The following is an 18,921-nucleotide window of genomic DNA, read 5'->3' as shown; positions in this document are numbered from 1 at the left end:
GCGCATGAGTTCCATGTCCGCCGAGACCGGCGGCGCGTCCGGCGGGTTCGGACGCGCCTGGTCGGCCACGTTCGCCGTCCTCCAGCGGATCGGCCGCAGCCTCATGCTGCCGATCGCCGTGCTGCCCGCCGCCGGGATCCTGCTGCGGCTGGGCCAGAACGACCTGCTCGGCGAGGACGGCCTGGGCTGGGACCGCGTCGCCGAGGTCTTCGCCGCCGCCGGCGGCGTGCTGCTGGACAACCTGGCGATCCTGTTCGCCGTGGGGGTGGCGATCGGCTTCGCCAAGAAGTCCGACGGCTCCACCGCCCTGGCCGCCGTGGTCGCCTACCTGGTGTTCGACCGCGTCTCCCGGACGCTGTTCTTCCACAGCGGGGAGCTGAAGGCCGGGGTCGCCAAGCTGTCCCGGCAGGACGACGGCTCGCTGACGGAGGTCCTGGACCTCGGCACCAAGAACCCCACCCAGGTGCTCGGCGGCATCGCCGTCGGGATCATGGTCGCGCTGCTCTACCAGCGCTTCTACCGGGTGAAGCTGCCGTCGTGGCTGGCGTTCTTCGGCGGCCGCCGGTTCGTGCCGATCGTCAGCGCGGCGGCGGCGCTGGTGCTGGGCGTGGTGTTCGGCCTCGTCTGGCCGACGCTCGGCGACTGGATCGACTCGTTCGGCGACTGGCTCACCGGGCTCGGCGCGATCGGCGCGGGCATCTACGGCATGGCCAACCGGCTGCTGCTGCCGGTCGGCCTGCACCACATCCTGAACTCCCTGATCTGGTTCGTGTTCGGCTCCTACACGCCGCCCGGCACGGGGCAGGCGGCGCACGGCGAGATCAGCCGCTACCTGGCGGGCGACCCGCACGCGGGCACGTTCCTGGCGGGGTTCTTCCCGGTGCTGATGTTCGGCCTGCCCGGCGCGGCCATGGCGATCTGGCGGGCCGCTCCCCCGGCCCGGCGCCCGGCGGTCGGCGGCCTGATGATCTCGTCGGCGCTGACCGCGTTCGTCTGCGGCATCACCGAGCCGATCGAGTTCGCGTTCATGTTCGTCGCGCCGCTGCTGTACGGCATCCACGTGGTGCTGACCGGCGTCTCGATGTTCGTGCTGGCGGCGGCGGACGCCCAGCTCGGGTTCGCGTTCTCGGCGGGCCTGATCGACATGGTCCTGAACGCGACCAAGAGCAACACCCGCCAGCTCCCGCTGATCATCGGCATGGGCGTCCTGTACTTCGCCCTCTACTACGCGGTCTTCTACTTCCTGATCAAGAAACTCGACCTGCCGACACCGGGCCGCGAGAAGGACGAGGACCAGACCGCCCCAGCGAGCGGACCGGACCGGCCCACCCCGGCGTGACCGGACGCGGACAGGCGGGACCGGGCGGCGGCCCCCCGACTCCGCCGCTCGGGCCGGCCCACCCCCTCGCCGTTCCGCCGCACACCTATGACCTGCACCTTTGCAGTTCTGTTGCGGGATCGTGATGCCCGCCGGTCGTCATCACGCCGAGCGTTGACACACACTTGGGACGTGTGGTCTAGTCCGGCCTAGACCAGTACGAACCATGTTGATCCGGCCACGGATCCGGCACAGTCGGTGCGGATGATCTTTACTTCCGGACCCGAACTGAGGACTCCCCGTGACGACCATTGACCCGACCAGTCCCGTCCCCAAGTACTTCCAGCTCCGCGCGATCCTGCTCGACCTGATCGAGAGCGCGGAGCTGCCCGTCGACGCCCCGATCCCCTCGGAGCGCGAGCTGTGCGCGCGGTACGGGCTGTCGCGGATGACCGTGCGGCAGGGCGTGGACCAGCTGGTCTCCGAGGGCCGGCTCTACCGGGTGCCCGGCAAGGGCACCTTCGTGGCCCGGCCCAAGATCGAGGTGCCGCTGCGACTGGTCTCGTTCACCGAGGACATGCTGGCCCGCGGGATGCGGCCGGGCGCGATCGACCTGGACCGCCGCACCATCCCCGCCGACGCGCGGCTGGCCCGCCGGTTCGACGTGGAGGTGGGCACGCGGCTCCACGTGATCGAACGGCTGCGCACCGCCGACGGCGAGCCGATGGCCGTGGAGCGGTCCCACGTTCTCGCCTCCCTCGCCCCCGACCTGCTGGAACGGCGGCTGGCCGACCGTTCCCTGTACGGGGTGCTGGAGGCGGTGTACGGCCTGGTCTTCGACGCCGGAGACCAGACCATCGACGCCGGGCTGGCGGACGCCACCGACGCCCGCCACCTGCAGATCCCCCGCGGCAGCGCCGTGCTGCTCCTGCAACGCCGCTCCTACATGGGCGGCGTGTGCGCCGAGCTGGGCGTGTCGACCTACCGGGCCGACCGCTACCAGATCCACACGGCGCTCGGAAACCCCCCGTCGCGCTCCCACCCCCGGTAATTCGAGGAGAGGAACCCCCTGATGAGTTCGGTAACAGCAGCGGAAGGGTCGGCCGCGCCCAGGCGCGGTTCCGGCGCGTTCGCGGTCCTCCAGCGGATCGGCCGCAGCCTCATGCTGCCGATCGCCGTACTGCCCGCCGCCGCGCTGCTCCTGCGCTTCGGCCAGGATGACATGCTCGGCAAGGACGGCCTCGGCTGGAACAGCGTCGCCTCGGTCGTCGGCGAGGCCGGCAACGCGCTGTTCCAGTTCATGCCGCTGCTGTTCGCGGTGGGCGTGGCGATCGGCTTCGCCAAGAAGGCCGACGGCTCCACCGCCCTGGCCGCCGTGGTCGGGTACCTGGTGTTCGACCGGGTCTCCAAGGTCATGTTCTCGCTCGGCGACAACGCCGAGCTGAAGGCCAAGGTCATGATGACCCAGGTCGCCGACGGCGCGCCCAAGGAGGTCATCAACTGGGGCGCCAAGAACCCCACCGACGTGCTGGGCGGCATCCTCATCGGCGTCGTCGCCGCCCTCCTGTACCAGCGCTTCTACCGGGTCAAGCTGCCCGTCTACCTGGCGTTCTTCGGCGGTCGCCGGTTCGTTCCGATCGTCACGGCGCTGGCCGCGCTGGCGCTGGGCGTCGTCATCGGCTTCGTCTGGCCGGTGCTGGGAGGCCTGCTCGCCGACTTCGGCAACTGGGTGACCGGCGCGGGCGCGGCGGGCGCCGGCATCTACGGTGTCGTCAACCGCCTGCTGCTGCCGTTCGGCCTGCACCACATCCCGAACTCCCTGATCTGGTTCGTGTTCGGCGACTACCAGGGCGCCGACGGCGTCGTCCACGGCGAGATCAACCGCTACCTGGCCGGCGACCCGAACGCGGGCGGCTTCCTGGCGGGCTTCTTCCCGGTCCTGATGTTCGGCCTGCCCGGCGCCGCGCTGGCCATGTGGCGCGCCGCCCCGGCGCACCGCCGCCCGGCCGTCGGCGGCATCATGATCTCCGCCGCGCTGACCGCGTTCGTCACCGGCGTCACCGAGCCGATCGAGTTCGCGTTCATGTTCGTCGCGCCGGTCCTGTACGCCGTGCACGTGGTGCTGACCGGCATCTCGATGGCGGTGCTGGAGGCCGCGGGAGCCCAGCTCGGCTTCGGCTTCTCGGCGGGCGGCATCGACATGCTGCTCAACATGACCAAGGACAACACCAAGGGTCTGCCGTTGATCCTCGGCATGGGCGTCCTGTACTTCGTCCTCTACTACGTGATCTTCAAGTTCCTGATCCAGAAGTTCAACTTCGCGACGCCGGGCCGGGAGCCGGAGGGCGAGGACTCGGTCGCCGCCGACCCCGCCGCCTCCCCCGAGATCGCGGCCGGTGAGAAGAAGCGCGCCCGTAAGGCCGAGGCGCACTGACGGGCACCGCACCCCGCCGTGGCGGGCCGTCCTCCGGGACGGCCCGCCACGGCCTTTTTCACCGGGACCTGGGGATCAGCGGCGCGACGACGACCGCCGCGCCCACCAGCAGCACGAACGCGACCATCAACGCGTTCGTGTAGCCGTCCACGACGGCCGCGCTCCCGGCCGCGAGCGTGTTCAGCAGCGCGACGCCCAGGGCCGCTCCCAGCTGCTGGGCGGCGTTGTAGGCGGCCGAGGCGACTCCGATGTCACGCGCGGACAGCTCCGCCGTGGCGAGCCCGGCGGTCGGGGGCATGACGCACCCGAAACCGAGCCCGGTGAGCACCAGGGCGGGCAGCAGGAACAGGACGAGGACGTTCGCGCCGCCGACCTCCAGCCGGGTCAGCACGAGCATCCCCGCCGCCGTGACGAGCAGCCCCGGCAGGACCAGGGCGGCGGGCGGGACGCGCCCGTGCAGCCGTCCGGCGACGAGCGTCGACCCGACCAGCGTGGCCCCGACGTTGACGAGCATCACCAGACCCGTCCGCACCGGCGAGTACCCCAGCGTCCCCTGCATGTAGTAGCTCATGAACAGGTAGAACCCGTACATCGCCACCGACACCAGGGTGATGGCGAGGAACGCCCCCGCGCGGGCGCGGTGCAGCAGCACCCGCATCGGCAGCAGCGGCTCGGACGCGCGGACCTCGACGGCGACGAACGCCGCCAGCAGCGCCACCCCGCCGACCAGCAGCCCCAGCACCTCCGCCGACCCCCAGCCGAGCGCCTCGGCCCGGCCGAACCCGTAGACCACCGCGCCGACGCCCGCGACGCTGAGCAGCGCCCCGGGAACGTCCACCCGCGCCCGGCCCGGCCGGTCCGCGGGCACCAGACGCGTGCCGAGCAGGGCCAGCAGCGCGACGGGCACGTTGATGTACAGGCACCACCGCCAGTCCGCGTACTGGGTCAGCAGCGCACCGGCGACCAGCCCGACCGCCGCGCCCCCCGCGCCGACCGCCGCGAACACCCCGAACGCCAGCCCGCGTTCCCGGGGCCGCGTGAAGGCGGTCGCCAGCAGCGACAGCCCGGCGGGCGCGAGCACGGCGGCGAACGCCCCCTGAAGGGCCCGCGCGCCGAACAGCGTCGCCGCGTCGACCGCCGCACCGCCCAGCGCGGACGCGGCGGCGAACCCGACCAGCCCGACCACGAACGCGCGCCGGTGCCCGAGCATCCCGCCGACCCGACCGCCGACCAGCAGCAGCCCGCCGAACGCCAGCGCGTAGGCGGTGATCGCCCACTGCCGGTTCCCGTCCGTCAGCCCCAGGGCCCGCTGCGCCGACGGAAGGGCGATGTTCACGATCGTGCCGTCCAGGACCACCAGCAGCTGAGCCGCGCTCACCACCGCCAACGTCCACCAGCGCGCGGCGGCACCCGTCCCCGTCTGTGTTCTCTCGTCTGTGACCATGGATTCAACGCTTCCGTTGAACCCGCCCCGGAAGGTTGCGCCCGATCGACCAGGGACAGGGACCCGGCAACCTTCAACCCGCGATGGAGGGGACGCAGGAGGCGGAGTTCTCTGCCAAGGGGTAGGGGTCCAGGCCAAGGGGCGAAGCCCCACGAGGGGTTGTAGGGGACGGAGTCCCCTGCCGGGGTGTGGGGCGGAGCCCTGCCAGGGGGTGTGGGGGACGGAGTCCCTCGCCGGGGGTCCAAGGGGGCTGGCCCCCTTGCCAGGGTTCGCAGCACGCCGAAAGCGAAGCGCCAGCGAAGTCTTTCGGCGTGCGCGGGCCCGATGTGGGGGTTTGGGGGGACGGTCCCCCCAAGGCCAACACAGCCGCTTTCGCTAAGCCCTCCCCACAGACCCCCAGCAATATCGGGGGTCTACACCCAACCGGAAACCCCAACCCCCGCTTTCGCCAAGCCCCCACACAGGCCCCAAACCCCTGGGGGTCTACACACCCCCAACCAAAAAAACGGCCCCCGGGAGAACTCCCAGGGGCCGTTCACATCAACGGTCAGGGCTCACTTGGCCGGACCGCCGTGGCACCGCTTGTACTTCTTGCCCGAGCCGCAGGGGCACGGGTCGTTGCGGTTGGTGCCCGCGTACGGGTCCTTCTCCACCTCCGAGTGGTGCTCGATGCCGTCCTCGCTGTCCAGCGAGGGAGCGGTGTAGTCGAGCTTCTTCGGACGGTCGGGCTCGTCGATGCCCTTGGCGTGGATCACCGGCGCGTCGGCCTTGCCGGACTTCTCGGCGTCCTCATCGGACTCATCGGACTCGGTGGACTCGGTGGACTCGGCGTCCGCCGGGCCGGTCTTGTCCAGCGCGACCGGCTTGGCGCCGACGACCGGGGCCTGCGGCTGCTCCTCGACCTCGACCTCGAGGTTGAACAGGTAGCCGACCGACTCCTCCTTGATGCCGTCGAGCATCGCGTTGAACATGTCGTAGCCCTCGCGCTGGTACTCGACCAGCGGGTCGCGCTGCGCCATGGCCCGCAGGCCGATGCCCTCCTGGAGGTAGTCCATCTCGTAGAGGTGCTCGCGCCACTTGCGGTCCAGGACCGACAGGACGACGCGGCGCTCCAGCTCGCGCATGACCTCGGTGCCGAGTTCCTGCTCGCGCTTCTCGTACGCGGCGAGGGCGTCCTCGCGGATCTTCTCGGCGAGGGTCTCGGCGTCCAGCGAGGAGATGTCGCCGCCGATGTCCTCGACGAGGCCGTCCACCGTCAGGGAGACCGGGTAGAGCTGCTTGAACGCCTTCCACAGCTTGTCCAGGTCCCACTCCTCGGCGAAGCCCTCGCCGGTGGCGCCCGCGACGTAGCCGTCCACGACCTCGTGGATCATGTTGCGGATCTGGTCGCTGAGGTCGGCGCCCTCCAGCACCTTGCGGCGCTCGGCGTAGATGACCTTGCGCTGGCGGTTGAGCACCTCGTCGTACTTCAGGACGTTCTTGCGCATCTCGAAGTTCTGCTGCTCGACCTGGCTCTGCGCCGACTTGATCGCGCCGCTGACGACCTTGGACTCGATCGGCACGTCGTCGGGGATGTTGAGGCGCGTCATGATCGCCTCGACGCGGGCGGAGTTGAACATCCGCATCAGGTCGTCCTCGAGGGACAGGTAGAAGCGGGACTCGCCCGGGTCGCCCTGACGGCCGGAGCGGCCGCGCAGCTGGTTGTCGATGCGCCGCGACTCGTGCCGCTCGGTGGCCAGCACGTACAGGCCGCCCCGTTCGGCGACCTCCTCGTGCTCGCCCTTGACGGCCTCCTTGGCCTTCTCCAGCGCCTCGGGCCAGGCCGCCTCGTACTCCTCGGGAGTCTCCAGCGGGGACAGGCCGCGCTGGTGCAGCTCCAGGTCGGCGCGGAAGTCGGGGTTGCCGCCGAGCATGATGTCGGTGCCTCGACCGGCCATGTTGGTGGCGACGGTGACGGCGCCCTTGCGGCCCGCCTCCGCGACGATCGCCGACTCCTGCTCGTGGTGCTTGGCGTTCAGCACCTGGTGCGGGATGCCGCGCCGCTTGAGCATCTTGGACAGCCGCTCGGACTTCTCGACCGAGGTCGTGCCGACCAGGACCGGCTGGCCCTTCTCGTGGCGTTCGGCGATGTCGTCGACGACCGCCTCGAACTTGGCCTGCTCGGTCTTGTAGACGACGTCGGCCTGGTCCTTGCGGACCATCGGCTTGTTCGTCGGGATCGGCACCACGCCGATCTTGTAGGTCTTGTTGAACTCCGCGGCCTCGGTGTCGGCCGTGCCGGTCATGCCGGACAGCTTGTTGTAGAGGCGGAAGTAGTTCTGGAGGGTGATCGTGGCGAGCGTCTGGTTCTCGTCCTTGATCGCCACACCTTCCTTGGCCTCGATGGCCTGGTGCATGCCCTCGTTGTAGCGGCGGCCGTGCAGGATGCGGCCGGTGAACTCGTCGACGATCAGGACCTCGCCGTTGGCGACGATGTAGTCCTTGTCGCGCTTGTACAGCTCCTTGGCCTTGAGGGCGTTGTTGAGGAAGCTGACCAGCGGCGTGTTGACCGAGTCGTAGAGGTTGTCGATGCCGAGCCAGTCCTCGACCTTCTCGACGCCCGCCTCGGTGATGCCGACGGTGCGCTTCTTCTCGTTGACCTCGTAGTCGCCGGGACCGTACTTGTCGATCTCACCGGGGATCGGCTCGGCGCGCTTGAGCCGCGGTACGAGCTTGGCGAACTCGGAGTACCACTTGGAGTTCTGCTCGGCCGGGCCGGAGATGATCAGCGGGGTCCGGGCCTCGTCGATGAGGATGGAGTCGACCTCGTCGACGATCGCGAAGTTGTGGCCGCGCTGGACGCACTCCTCCAGGCTCCAGGCCATGTTGTCGCGCAGGTAGTCGAAGCCGAACTCGTTGTTGGTGCCGTAGGTGATGTCGCAGTTGTACGCGGCGCGACGCTCCTCGGGGGTCATCTGCGGGAGGATGACGCCCACTTCGAGCCCGAGGAACTGGTGCACGCGGCCCATCCACTCGGCGTCGCGCTTGGCGAGGTAGTCGTTGACGGTGACGACGTGCACGCCCTCGCCCGACAGCGCGTTCAGGTAGGCCGGGAGGACACAGGTCAGGGTCTTGCCCTCACCGGTCTTCATCTCGGCGATGTTGCCCAGGTGCAGCGCCGCGCCGCCCATGATCTGAACGTCGTAGTGGCGTTGGCCGAGCACGCGGCGCGCGGCCTCGCGGGCGGTCGCGAACGCTTCGGGGAGCAGGTCGTCGAGGCTCTCGCCCTCGGCGATGCGTTCGCGGTACTTGTCGGTCAGCTCACGCAGCTCGGCGTCGCTCATTTCGAGGAAGTCCTCCTCGATCGAGTTGACCTGATCCGCGAGCTTCTTGAGCTTGCGCAGGATTTTGCCTTCGCCCGCACGAAGGATCTTGTCGATGACTGGCGGCACTCTAGGAGGCTCCTTGCAGATCGTGGGTCACCGCCGGAGGGCGGCACGCACACCACACGTACGATGCCCATCGTAGGCGAGACACAGAATGGTCTAGGTTACGCGCGGAACGCAATCCACGACAGGCGTGCGGGCGCGGCGCGGCGCCGCCTCCCCCCGATCGCCGGTTACCCGTGCCGCGTGGCGGGTAGGGACGCCGTCGCCTCCCCCACCAGGTCGGCACCGGGTCCCCACCAGGTCATGATCACGGGGCGGGGATTACAATGGCGGAGATCGGCCGGGGCATGCCAATACCGTCGGCCTCGCACCTGCGGGGATGTTCCCCGGTTTTTCACAGGCTCTGAGGAAGGCGCATATGTCTGACAAGTCGCTCGGGTCGCACGCCGGCCGCCCGAGTTCGTGGGTGGCCGTCACCATCATCTTCATCGGGTTCGCGCTCGGCGGGGTGGCGCTGTGCCTGGGCCCGAACTGGGTGCTGTTCTGGGCGGGCGTCGCGGTCATCGCGGTCGGCTTCGTGGTCAGCGCCGTGGTGCACGTGTTCTCCGACGTGGTCGTGGACGCCCCGCGCGTCATTCCGGAGATCGTGGACTACTCCCTGTTCGGCAAGCGCACCGACAAGCGGCGCGGCGGCCCGGCGGGCGAGACCCTCGACAAGCCGGTCAAGACCGACACCCAGCACACCCCGCACGGCTGAGCCGGGGACGGGACCGACGACGGCCCGCCGAGGAGCGATCCTCGGCGGGCCGTCGCCTTTTCCGGCCGTTCCGACCGTTCCGGCCGGGCCGGTTCCCGGGTGGGCTCAGGCCACGCGGTCGGAGTTGTAGGTGAAGTGGTCCTTGCAGTCCTTCCAGGCGCCGTCGGGCAGCAGCTTGCACACCCGCAGGCGCACGTACTCGTCGTAGCCGGGGCGCGGGCTGTTGTCGCCGAGGCTGTTGCGGTTGGTCGAGCCGCACCCGCGCACGCTCGCCAGGGCGCTGCGCGTCCACTGGCCGTCCCGGATGACGTAGAGGGCGGCGATGATCCCGTTGTCGCCGTCGCAGTACGCGTCGTAGGCCTCGATCGAGCCGGGCAGGCCCGGGTGGAAGTAGCCGCGGCCCAGCAGGTAGCCCGAGGTGCCGTGGACGGGGACGTTGAGGGCGGCCGCCGAGGCCGGGGTGGCCGTGGCCACCGTGAGGCCCGCCATCGCGACGGCGCAGGCGGCGATCGTGCCCGGTCGGGTGCGGACGCGCATCCGGACGCTCCTTCGAACTCGGAGAGGTGTGCCGACCGGCGGGTCCGCCGATCGCGCACACCCCATCAACGGAAGGTGCACCGCAAAAGATGATCAAGTGACGGTCCGGTGAAGCCGACCCGACCGGACCGCCGACGACCCTCCCGGCGGGACCCGGTCAGGCGCCCGTCAGGCGCCCGTCAGGGAACGCGCGCCAGCTCGGGCGGGTCGCACCGCTCGACGCGGACGTCGTCGCAGCCGACCCACTCCGCGGCCCGGCGCATCGCCTCGTGGACGGCGGCGCAGGAGGCGGCGAGGCGGCCGGGCGTGGCGGCCCGGGGCTCCAGCGAGACCTGGCGGGCGACCAGGGTGCGGCCCTCGCGGGCGGGGTCGACGCGGCCGATCAGCCGGCCGCCCGCCAGGACCGGCATCGTGAAGTAGCCGTGGACGCGCTTGGCCTTCGGCACGTACGCCTCCAGCCGGTGGTCGAAGCCGAAGACGCGGGAGGTGCGGGCGCGGTCCCACACCAGGGAGTCGAACGGCGACAGCAGCGTGGTGGCGTGGCGGCCCCGGACGGGCTCGGCCAGCGCGTCGGGGTCGGCGAACGCGGCGTCGCGCCAGCCCGCGACGTTCACCGGGACCAGGCCGGTCGCCGGGAGGGCGGCCTCCACCTGGTCGCGTCTGAGGCGGTAGTAGTCGGCCAGGTCGGCGCGGGTCGCGACGCCCAGCGCCCGCCCGGCCCGGCGGACCAGCTCGGTCAGGCAGGTCGCGTCGTCGGGGTCGGCGTCCCGCAGGTCGGCGGGGATCGCCCGGTCGGCCAGGTCGTAGACGCGCCGCCAGCCGATCCGGCGGACGCAGACGACCTCGCCGAGGTCCAGCAGCCACTCCACGGCGATCTTGTGCTCGCTCCACCGCCAGGAGTCGGTCATGGTGCCGTCGCCGGTCCCGGAGCGGGCGCCGCCCAGCTCGCGGGTGGTCAGCGGGCCCTCGGCCGCCAGCCGGGCGCGGACGTCGGCCACCGCCTCCGCGGAGACCTGGTGCCAGCGGTGGCCGCGTTCGGCGTAGTGGCGGCGGCGGAAGGCGAACAGCGGCCAGTCCCGGACCGGGATGATCGAGGCGGCGTGCGCCCAGTACTCGAAGGTGCGGGGCGGGCGGGGACCGTCCAGCGCGCCGTCCGTCCCGCCCCAGTAGGCGGTCTCGACGGCGGCGCGGCCGGTCGCGCCGAGCCGGGCGTAGGGCACCAGCTCGTGCGAGCGGGCCAGCACGGAGATCGTGTCGAGCTGGACCGCGCCCAGGCGGTCCAGGACGCCGGGCACGCCGCGGCGGCGGGCGTCCGCGCCGATCAGTCCTTGCGCGCGCAGTTGCAGGCGGCGCGCCTCGTCGGGGGTCAGGTCGAGGTCAGGCACGCCGCGATGCTATGCCACAACACCGACAAAACGCTTTCGCCGGTGTCGGCAGCGCCACCGGCGCCGCCGACCGGTCAGGTGATCTCCAGCAGCTTCTCGCGGACGGCGTAGACCACGGCCTCCATCCGGGAGTGGAGCTGGAGCTTCTCCAGGATGTTGCGGACGTGGTTCTTCACCGTGTTCTCGGAGATGAACAGCTCCTTGGCGATCTCCCGGTTGCCCAGGCCGCGGGCGACCAGGCGCAGGACCTCCATCTCCCGCTCGGTGAGGCGGGGCGCGGGGACCTGCTGGGTGCGCTCGGAGGAGCGCTTGGCCAGCGCCGCGAACTCGGTGATCAGCTTGGAGGCCATCGACGGGCTGATCAGCGACTGGCCGCCGTGCACCGCGCGCACCGCCTGCGGGACCTCGTCGATGGAGATCTCCTTGAGCAGGTAACCGCTGGCCCCGGCCTTGATCGCCTCGAAGAGGTCCTCCTCCTCGTCGCTGATGGTCAGCATGACGATCTTCGCGCTGGGGGCGGCCTCCTTCATCGCGCTGCACGCCTCGATGCCGCTGCGCCGCGGCATCCGGATGTCCATCAGCACCACGTCGGGCAGCAGGTCGCCGGCCATCTGCACGGCCTCGTGCCCGTCGCCGCCCTCGCCGATGACCTCGATGTCGTCCTCGCCCTGCAGGACCATCTCCAGACCCCGGCGGAACAGCGCGTGGTCGTCGACGATCAGCACGCGGATGGGGTCGCCCGCGCCGGACCCTCCGGACGGGCCGCCGGGAGAGGGGGCGCCGGCCTGGCGGGGCACCGCCGCGGCGCCGCGAGCCTCGGGATTCTCGCTCACCTGAGTCGCGGCGTGGAGGGGACGCCGCTTCCCCCCTTCGCTGTCGGTGATCGGGCTTGGCTCTGTGCGGATGCCGCCGGTGAGGCCGCGTCAAGGCCTCACCGGCGGCGCATTTCTAGATCATGACATGCTTCGGGTCGTGACGTAGCGCAAGTGCCGTATCACGGAGCATCCCCGCGGACGCGGGGGCCGACGTCGTACGGTCGCCACGCGGTCGTCCCGTGTGTCGTCGTGTCGTCGTCGTGTGTCCTCGCCGTGTGACGGCCTTCGCCACGGTCGCCCTCTGCCACTGTAAGGCGCGGCCCGCCCGCGGTCACTCCTCGACGAGCCGGATGACGCCGTAATCCCAGCCCCGGCGGCGGTACACCACCGAGGGGTGTCCGGACTCCTTGTCCCGGAACAGGTAGAAGTCGTGTCCCACCAGCTCCATCTCGAAAAGGGCCTGCTCGATGCCCATGGGCTCGGCCTTGTGGAACTTCTCGCGGACGACGAGGGGCCCGTCGCCGTCCATCGGGATGGGCACCAGGCTCGCGTCCGAGTCGGCGGTGGCCTGCTCGGCGGCGCGGGCGGCGGCCTCGTCCCGGGCCTCCTGGGTGTCGGCGACCGCCGTTCCGGTGGCGGACGCGGTCGTGTCCCCGCCGGCCATCATCTCCGGCAGGGTCTCCATGGTCGCGAGCTTGGCGGTGCCGCGACTGCCGTGATGGGGCTTGCGTCGATCGGCGTCGCGCCGCAGCCGCGCCTCCAGCTTGTCGAGCGCCATGTCCAGCGCTCCGTACCGGTCGTCGGCGGCGGCCTCGGCCCGGATCACCGGGCCGCGTGAGCGGATGGTGAGCTCGACCCGCTCGCGCTGGTCGGCCAGTCGTGGGTTCCGCTCCTCCGACACTTCCACGTCGACACGGATGACCTTGGAGTTGAGTCGCTCGATCTTGGCCAACTTGGCGTCGACGTGACGTCGGAACCTGTCGTTGACCTCGGTGTGCCGGCCCCTCACGATGATGTCCACGCGGGACCCCCCTTCTCCCGGTTGCGTTGTCCGCCCGCACCGGGACCGCATCCGGCCCCGGTCGGACGCCACGGCTGGATGGGTCGCACCCGCCCGGCCGACCTGGTCTTCGTCCCCACATCCGCCTGCCGAGGGGCTCGCGGCTCAGTCGCCACTACTACCCTTCTCCCGTTTCGGAGGATGTCTGATCCTCCGGCGGGGCAGGACTTACCTCTAAGGCGCACCGTGATCGGTCGACGAGAAGTCGCCTTACGTGGGCCGTTTCGCCTGCGCCTGGCATCGGCTAGCCGGACCGCCTCTCGTGCTCGCGACGAGCACGGCGATCCGACGCAACCACGGACCCGGGCGGGTGCCATGTCAGGAACGCTAACCCCTTACGCCACGAATGTCAGGGGGGTGCGGAGAGGAAAAACTCACTGACCGTCATCGAGACGCTCCGCGAGCCTCCTCAGAGGCACCCCCATCGGTCAATCACGTGCCGTGTATCCCCCGTTCCGCAGGGGTTACACGCCCCAAAGCGGCGCAGGTCACAAGGACGGGCCGGACGTGCGAGTTTGCGATATCTCTAACTCCCCGGAACACGCCGGGCACGGGGCGTGGGCGGGACTTCCGGTGCCGCGCGGCCCCGGGACCGTCCGCTGTGACAGTAGGTAACTGCCGTCCGGGCGTGTCGTCGTGAAGAAAGTCACCCTCGCCGCCGCGCCGCCGCCGCGACCGTCCCGGCGGCCACCGCCGCGGCTCCGGCGGCGCGCACCACCCGCGCCGCCTCCGCCAGGCTGGCGCCCGAGGTGACGACGTCGTCGGCCAGCACGACGCCCCGCCCGGCGACCTGGGCCCCGCGCCGGAGCGCCAGCGCGCCCGAGACGTTGGCGGCCCGTTCCGTCCTGGTCAGCCCGGCCTGGTCGGCGACCCCGCGGCGGTGCCGCAGCACCGGGGCCGCGACGACGGCGAACCCCTGCCGCCGCAGCTCCCGCACGGCCACCGCGACCATCCGCCGCGTCGGGTCGTGCCCTCGCCGCCGCACCGCCCGCCGGGCCGACGGGACCGGCACGACCAGCACCTCGCCCCCTCGGCTGCCCCCTCGCCCGTCCCCTCCGTCGCTCCCTCCGCCGCACGCGCCGCACGCGCCCGTCTCGGCGAGGGCCGGGACGAGCGCGCGGGCCAGCGACAGCCCGAGGGGGCGGGCCAGGCAGAGGCGGCCGCGCTCCTTGTGCGCCGTGATCAGCTCGCGGGTCGTCCCGTCATAGGGCGTCACGGTCCAGACGGGCGGCAGATCGGGCGGCACCGGGCTCGGGCGGGCCCGGACGGGGTGGGACCCCAGGGGACGGCCGCAATCGCCGCACAGGGCCGCTGAGCCCCGTCCACAGCCCGCGCAGGACTGCGGCAGGAGCAGATCGAGAACCTCCGCCAGCACGTTCATGGGACGACCGTGTCACGGGGCGGCCCGGCCCCGCCCGGCGAACCGGCGGGCTGTGGAAAACCCGGGTGGGGCCCCCGTCACGTGGGAACCCGGTCACGGCGGGTAGGTCGGGTCCGTCCCGGGGATGGAGCAGAACCACTCGCTGTACTGCTCGCGCGGGTTGCGCTGGCGGCAGATGCGGTCCTTGCCGTCGGGCGTCCGCGTGCCGATCAGGATGGGCATGCCGGGGGCCGCCGCGATGCGGCGGGTCTGGCCCAGCAGGGTGCCGGTGCCCAGGGAGATCACCGGGGCGCCGCCGACCGGCACCAGGTAGGGCATGACCGTCTCGTCGGGCTCCTTGCGGCCCAGCACCGCCAGCTGGTCGGCGTTGCGCCAGGCCAGGTCCTCGGCGGTCGGGATCTCGGAGCTGAGCGGCAGGAACGAGCCCACGTCCAGCGAGCCGTCGGGGTTGCGCAGGATGCGGCCGAGCTGCACCTGGGCGTCGCCGTCCACCTTGACGATCGCGGCGGCGCGCACGCCGTCGCGGGCCACCTCGAACGCCAGCACCTCGCGCCCGGCCAGCCCCCAGTGCCGGACCCGGGCCGGGCCCTGGCCGCGCGGCCGGGACCACAGCACCGAGCCGTCCTTGGTGTTCTGGACCGTCCACAGCGTGCCGTTGCGGTCGAACACCGGCGGCGTGAACCGCCTGCCCCGGTCGCCCGGGGTCAGCAGGGTGCGCAGGTTGACGGCGTTGCCGACCAGCCCGCCGACCAGGAGCCGGTCGCGGTCGGCGTTCAGCCCGGCGACCTCCTGGAAGTCGGAGGACACGGCGGGCACGGTCAGCTCGTGGGCGGCGTTGGCGGCGACCGTCTGCGGCAGGTCGCCGTTGAGGCGGCTGAGGTGCCCGGCGGAGCCCACCGCGTAGGGGGCCCGGTCGACCGCGGGGCCGTCGGGGTCGTTCTCGGGCCAGGCGTCCACCGGCTGGAGCTCGTCGCCGCCCGCCGGGACGACGGCCCGGCCCTCGATCGTCAGCCGCAGCCGGCGGACCTCCGCCAGCCGCCGCAGCGTCCAGCCGAGCTGCGCCGACATCATCTTCGGGTCGCCACCGCGCGCCTGCCGGGACAGGTCCACGGTGGCGACGCCCTTGTCGAGCGTCAGCGAGCGCAGCGCGGTGCCCCGCGGGAACGCGCTGTGCACCGCGCCGTTCAGCCAGGACGTCGGCCCGCCGAGCAGCGCCCGCACGAGCTGGGCGGGCAGCTGCTGGCGGTTCACCAGCGGCAGGAAGATCCCGTTGGGCACGAGGGTGCGCCGGTCGGGCGCGTAGAAGTACAGGTTCAGGGTGCGGAAGGTGCGTTCCAGGTCGCTCTTGGTGAGCAGCAGGCCCGCGCTGAGCTCGCCGGGCAGCTCGGTGATCCGCCAGCCGCCCTGGGGCTGGCGGACCAGCTCGAACGTCACCGCGACCTGCTTGGGCGAGGCGACGTACTGGCCGTCCATGCCGATCACGCCGAGCTGGCTGCCGGCGACCTTCACGGTGGCCTGGGTGCCGGCCGTGTTCTGCCGGACGGGCTCGGGGGCGCGCCGGTCCCGCACGACGGTCACGGCCGGGCGCTCGCCGGGCTGCCAGGAGGTGGGGCGGACCAGGTAGGACCGGGCCACCCGGTGGTCGTCGTCGAAGCTGGTGGCCGCCGCCAGGAACCCCGCGACGGTCTGCGCGGGCGTCCAGTCGTTGCGCGGCGGCGCCGGGATCAGCCGGACGTAGGGGTCGTCGGCCTGCTGGTCGCGTTCGGCGGGCTTGCCGGACACCACCCGGCCGCCGCTGGGCACGTTCGCGCAGCCCGTGACGCCGACGGCGAACGCCGCGGCCGCCGCGAGCGCCGCCGGGACCCGCCGGATCCGCCCCTCCCGTCCGTTCACTCCCCCGCCTCCAATTCGGCGTACAACTGCCGGGGACCGCCCGCCCCCGGCGGGACCAGCGGCAGCGGCGAGCCGCGCAGCTCGTCCCCCGCCACGCGCGGCAGCGACAGCCGGAACTGCGAGCCCGCGCCGGGCTCGCCCCACGCCTGCAACCAGCCGCCGTGCAGCTGCGCGTCCTCCTTCGAGATCGCCAGGCCCAGCCCGGTGCCGCCGGTGGTGCGGGCGCGGGCCGGGTCGGCGCGCCAGAACCGGTCGAAGACCATCTGGCCCTCCCCCGGCTTGAGGCCCACCCCGTGGTCGCGGACCGCGACGGCGACGGCGTCGCGGTCGGCGGCCACCGACACCACGATGTCCTCGCCCTCCCCGTGCTCGACGGCGTTGACCAGCAGGTTCCGCAGGATGCGCTCGACGCGGCGGCGGTCCACCTCGGCCGTGCACGGCTCGCCCGGAAGCTGAAGGACGATCTTGCTTCCCTTGCGCTCGGCGAGGTCCTGGATGTCGCCGACGCAGCGCAGCACCAGGTCCCGCATGTCGAGCGACTCGGCGTCCAGCGTGGCCGCGCCCGCGTCGTGGCGGCTGATCTCCAGCAGGTCCGCCAGCAGCGACTCGAACCGTTCGAGCTGGCTCTGCAGCAGCTCCGCCGACCGCCCCACCGCCGGGTCGTCGAAGGTGTCGCGGTGCTCGTAGAGCATGTCGGCGGCGATCCGGATCGTGGTGAGCGGCGTGCGCAGCTCGTGCGAGACGTCCGACACGAACTGCCGCTGCACCTGCGACAGGTCCTCCAGCTCCTGGATCTTCTCCTGGAGGTTGGCGGCCATCTCGTTGAACGACCGCGCCAGCTTGGCGAGGTCGTCCTCGCCGCGCACCCGCATGCGCTCCTCCAGGCGCCCGGCGGCCAGGCGCTGGGCGCCCTGGGCGGCGAGCCGGACGGGGATGACGACCTGCCGGGTCACCAGCGAGGCGATGGCGGCCAGCAGCAGCACCAGCACCACGCCGACCCCGACCAGCGAACGGCTGATCAACGTCAGTGTGTGCTGCTCCTGCGTCAGCGGGAACAGGTAGTACAGCTCGTACCGGGTGGTGGTGCCGCCCACGATCAGGCCGGGCGCGGGCTGGCGCCACTTGTAGGTCAGCGTGCCGTAGGTGTAGAGGCGGGCGCCGGGCGGCTCGCGGCGCAGCTCCTCGCGCATCCGGCCCGGAACGCTCTCGCTGCGCAGGTCGGTGGTGGCGAGGCCATCGTAGCTCTCCTCGGTGGTGTCGCGGATGTAGACCTCGTACAGCCCCGAGGGCCCGCTACGGGTCTTCAGCCGGTCGGCGACCTCCTTGAGGCGCTGGTCGCTGTCGCTCTGCCCGTTCAGGTCCCGCTGGACCTGCGCTAGGCCCTCCTCCAGCTGGAGCAGGGCGGCCTTGGTCTTGCCCTCCATCAGCGCGGTCGACATCTGCTGGGTGAGGAACACCCCCAGGATCGCCACCACGATCGCCGACAGCACCAGGGTGGTGGTGACCACCCGAAGCTGGATCGACCGCCGCCAGTGCGAGTACCCCGACCGCGCCGCGCGGCGGGCCGCCCGGCGCAGCACCGACAACCCCCGCCGCACCGGCCGGGGCAGCGGCAGGCGGCGAGGGACGGCCGGGCGCGGCGGCGACGTCTCGGTGAGCCGGGTCATGACGGGCGGGCCGGTCGGGGCGGCGCGGCGGGGCCGGCCGGTCAGGCCGGGCCGGCCTTGTAGCCGACGCCGCGCACCGTCACCACGATCTCGGGCCGCTCCGGATCCTTCTCGATCTTGGCGCGGAGGCGCTGCACGTGCACGTTGACCAGGCGGGTGTCGGCGGCGTGCCGGTAACCCCACACCTGCTCCAGCAGCACCTCGCGGGTGAAGACCTGGCGCGGCTTGCGGGCCAGCGCCACCAGCAGGTCGAACTCCAGCGGGGTGAGCGGGATGTGCTTGTCGCCGCGCTTGACCGAGTGCCCGGCGACGTCGATGGTGATGTCGCCGATCTGCAGGGTCTCGGGGGCGGGCTCGTCGGTGCGGCGCAGCCGCGCGCGCACCCGCGCCACCAGCTCCTTGGGCTTGAACGGCTTGACGATGTAGTCGTCGGCGCCCGACTCCAGGCCGAGCACCACGTCCACGGTGTCGCTCTTGGCCGTCAGCATGACGATCGGGATGCCCGACTCCGACCGGATCTGGCGGCAGACGTCGATGCCGTCGGCGCCGGGCAGCATCAGGTCCAGCAGCACCAGGTCGGGCCGGGTCTCCCGGAACGCCTCCAGCGCCTTGTCTCCGTCGTGGACGAACGACGGCTCGAAACCCTCGCCCCTCAGCACGATGCCGAGCATCTCGGCGAGAGCGAGATCGTCGTCGACGACCAGTACACGTCCTCTCATGGCCCTCATCGCAAAGTCGGGGTCCGGTGGGGTTGGGAAAGCAGTGAGGGCACGGAGGTGCCCGCGATTCCCGTGGTCGCGGTGTCGCCACCGCCCTCGGGGCCGGAACCCGGCCCCACCTCGCCAGGGAGAGATATGCCTCG

At 71.9% G+C, this 18,921-nt stretch carries 14 protein-coding genes; 4 read left to right on the top strand and 10 right to left on the bottom strand.

Features of this window, described 5'->3' with window-relative positions:
- Window positions 1-4 precede the first annotated feature (4 nt).
- From HNR61_RS31465 to HNR61_RS31455, 3 genes are all read left to right on the top strand, one after another.
- Window positions 5-1,339: a PTS transporter subunit EIIC gene (locus HNR61_RS31465; RefSeq protein ID WP_246444007.1), complete on the top strand. Its 1,335-nt coding sequence runs from the start codon at window positions 5-7 to the stop codon at window positions 1,337-1,339.
- A 280-nt stretch (window positions 1,340-1,619) separates the two neighbouring features.
- The gene (locus tag HNR61_RS31460) at window positions 1,620-2,369 is read left to right on the top strand and encodes a GntR family transcriptional regulator (RefSeq protein ID WP_067825491.1); all 750 of its coding nucleotides are present in this window, start codon (window positions 1,620-1,622) and stop codon (window positions 2,367-2,369) included.
- A 21-nt stretch (window positions 2,370-2,390) separates the two neighbouring features.
- A complete protein-coding gene (locus HNR61_RS31455) occupies window positions 2,391-3,752 on the top strand; it encodes a PTS transporter subunit EIIC (protein ID WP_182846763.1) in 1,362 nt (453 codons plus the stop codon).
- 58 nt (window positions 3,753-3,810) lie between these two features.
- Here HNR61_RS31455 and HNR61_RS31450 read toward each other — a convergent pair whose 3' ends face one another.
- Complete coding sequence (locus tag HNR61_RS31450; RefSeq protein WP_220509990.1) at window positions 3,811-5,130, bottom strand: MFS transporter; 1,320 nt, start codon at window positions 5,128-5,130, stop codon at window positions 3,811-3,813.
- Window positions 5,131-5,750: 620 nt separating this feature from the next.
- Window positions 5,751-8,627 (bottom strand): preprotein translocase subunit SecA, encoded by a 2,877-nt coding sequence (gene secA, locus HNR61_RS31445; RefSeq protein WP_182846761.1) that lies wholly within the window; start codon window positions 8,625-8,627, stop codon window positions 5,751-5,753.
- Between the two features lie 355 nt (window positions 8,628-8,982).
- Between secA and HNR61_RS31440 the strand changes: the two genes are divergently transcribed.
- The gene (locus HNR61_RS31440) at window positions 8,983-9,321 is read left to right on the top strand and encodes an HGxxPAAW family protein (RefSeq protein ID WP_067825500.1); all 339 of its coding nucleotides are present in this window, start codon (window positions 8,983-8,985) and stop codon (window positions 9,319-9,321) included.
- 105 nt (window positions 9,322-9,426) lie between these two features.
- Here the strand turns inward: HNR61_RS31440 and HNR61_RS31435 are convergent, their stop codons facing one another.
- The 8 genes from HNR61_RS31435 to mtrA all read right to left on the bottom strand — a co-directional run bounded on the left by HNR61_RS31435 (window position 9,427) and on the right by mtrA (window position 18,778).
- Window positions 9,427-9,858 carry a hypothetical protein gene (locus HNR61_RS31435; protein ID WP_182846760.1) on the bottom strand — a complete coding sequence of 144 codons (432 nt, stop codon included), beginning with the start codon at window positions 9,856-9,858 and terminating at the stop codon, window positions 9,427-9,429.
- A gap of 179 nt (window positions 9,859-10,037) precedes the next feature.
- Window positions 10,038-11,243: a winged helix-turn-helix domain-containing protein gene (locus tag HNR61_RS31430; RefSeq protein ID WP_182846759.1), complete on the bottom strand. Its 1,206-nt coding sequence runs from the start codon at window positions 11,241-11,243 to the stop codon at window positions 10,038-10,040.
- 74 nt (window positions 11,244-11,317) lie between these two features.
- Window positions 11,318-12,076 carry a response regulator gene (locus tag HNR61_RS31425; RefSeq protein ID WP_425544520.1) on the bottom strand — a complete coding sequence of 253 codons (759 nt, stop codon included), beginning with the start codon at window positions 12,074-12,076 and terminating at the stop codon, window positions 11,318-11,320.
- A 313-nt stretch (window positions 12,077-12,389) separates the two neighbouring features.
- Complete coding sequence (hpf, locus tag HNR61_RS31420) at window positions 12,390-13,079, bottom strand: ribosome hibernation-promoting factor, HPF/YfiA family (protein WP_067825510.1); 690 nt, start codon at window positions 13,077-13,079, stop codon at window positions 12,390-12,392.
- A gap of 685 nt (window positions 13,080-13,764) precedes the next feature.
- Entirely contained in the window at window positions 13,765-14,334 is a 570-nt protein-coding gene (locus tag HNR61_RS50145; protein ID WP_312898185.1) for a ComF family protein, read from the bottom strand.
- 258 nt (window positions 14,335-14,592) lie between these two features.
- Entirely contained in the window at window positions 14,593-16,392 is a 1,800-nt protein-coding gene (locus HNR61_RS31410) for an LpqB family beta-propeller domain-containing protein (RefSeq protein ID WP_182846757.1), read from the bottom strand.
- On the bottom strand, window positions 16,389-18,059 hold the full coding sequence (gene mtrB, locus HNR61_RS31405) for an MtrAB system histidine kinase MtrB (protein ID WP_182846756.1): 1,671 nt from the start codon (window positions 18,057-18,059) through the stop codon (window positions 16,389-16,391). The genes HNR61_RS31410 and mtrB overlap by 4 nt, the downstream gene beginning before the upstream one ends.
- Window positions 18,060-18,100: 41 nt before the next feature.
- Window positions 18,101-18,778: an MtrAB system response regulator MtrA gene (mtrA, locus tag HNR61_RS31400; RefSeq protein WP_067825520.1), complete on the bottom strand. Its 678-nt coding sequence runs from the start codon at window positions 18,776-18,778 to the stop codon at window positions 18,101-18,103.
- Window positions 18,779-18,921: the final 143 nt, after the last annotated feature.

The organism is Actinomadura kijaniata (assembly GCF_014138665.1).
Lineage (GTDB): Bacteria > Actinomycetota > Actinomycetes > Streptosporangiales > Streptosporangiaceae > Spirillospora > Spirillospora kijaniata.
This window is presented reverse-complemented; position numbering and strand designations above follow the sequence as displayed.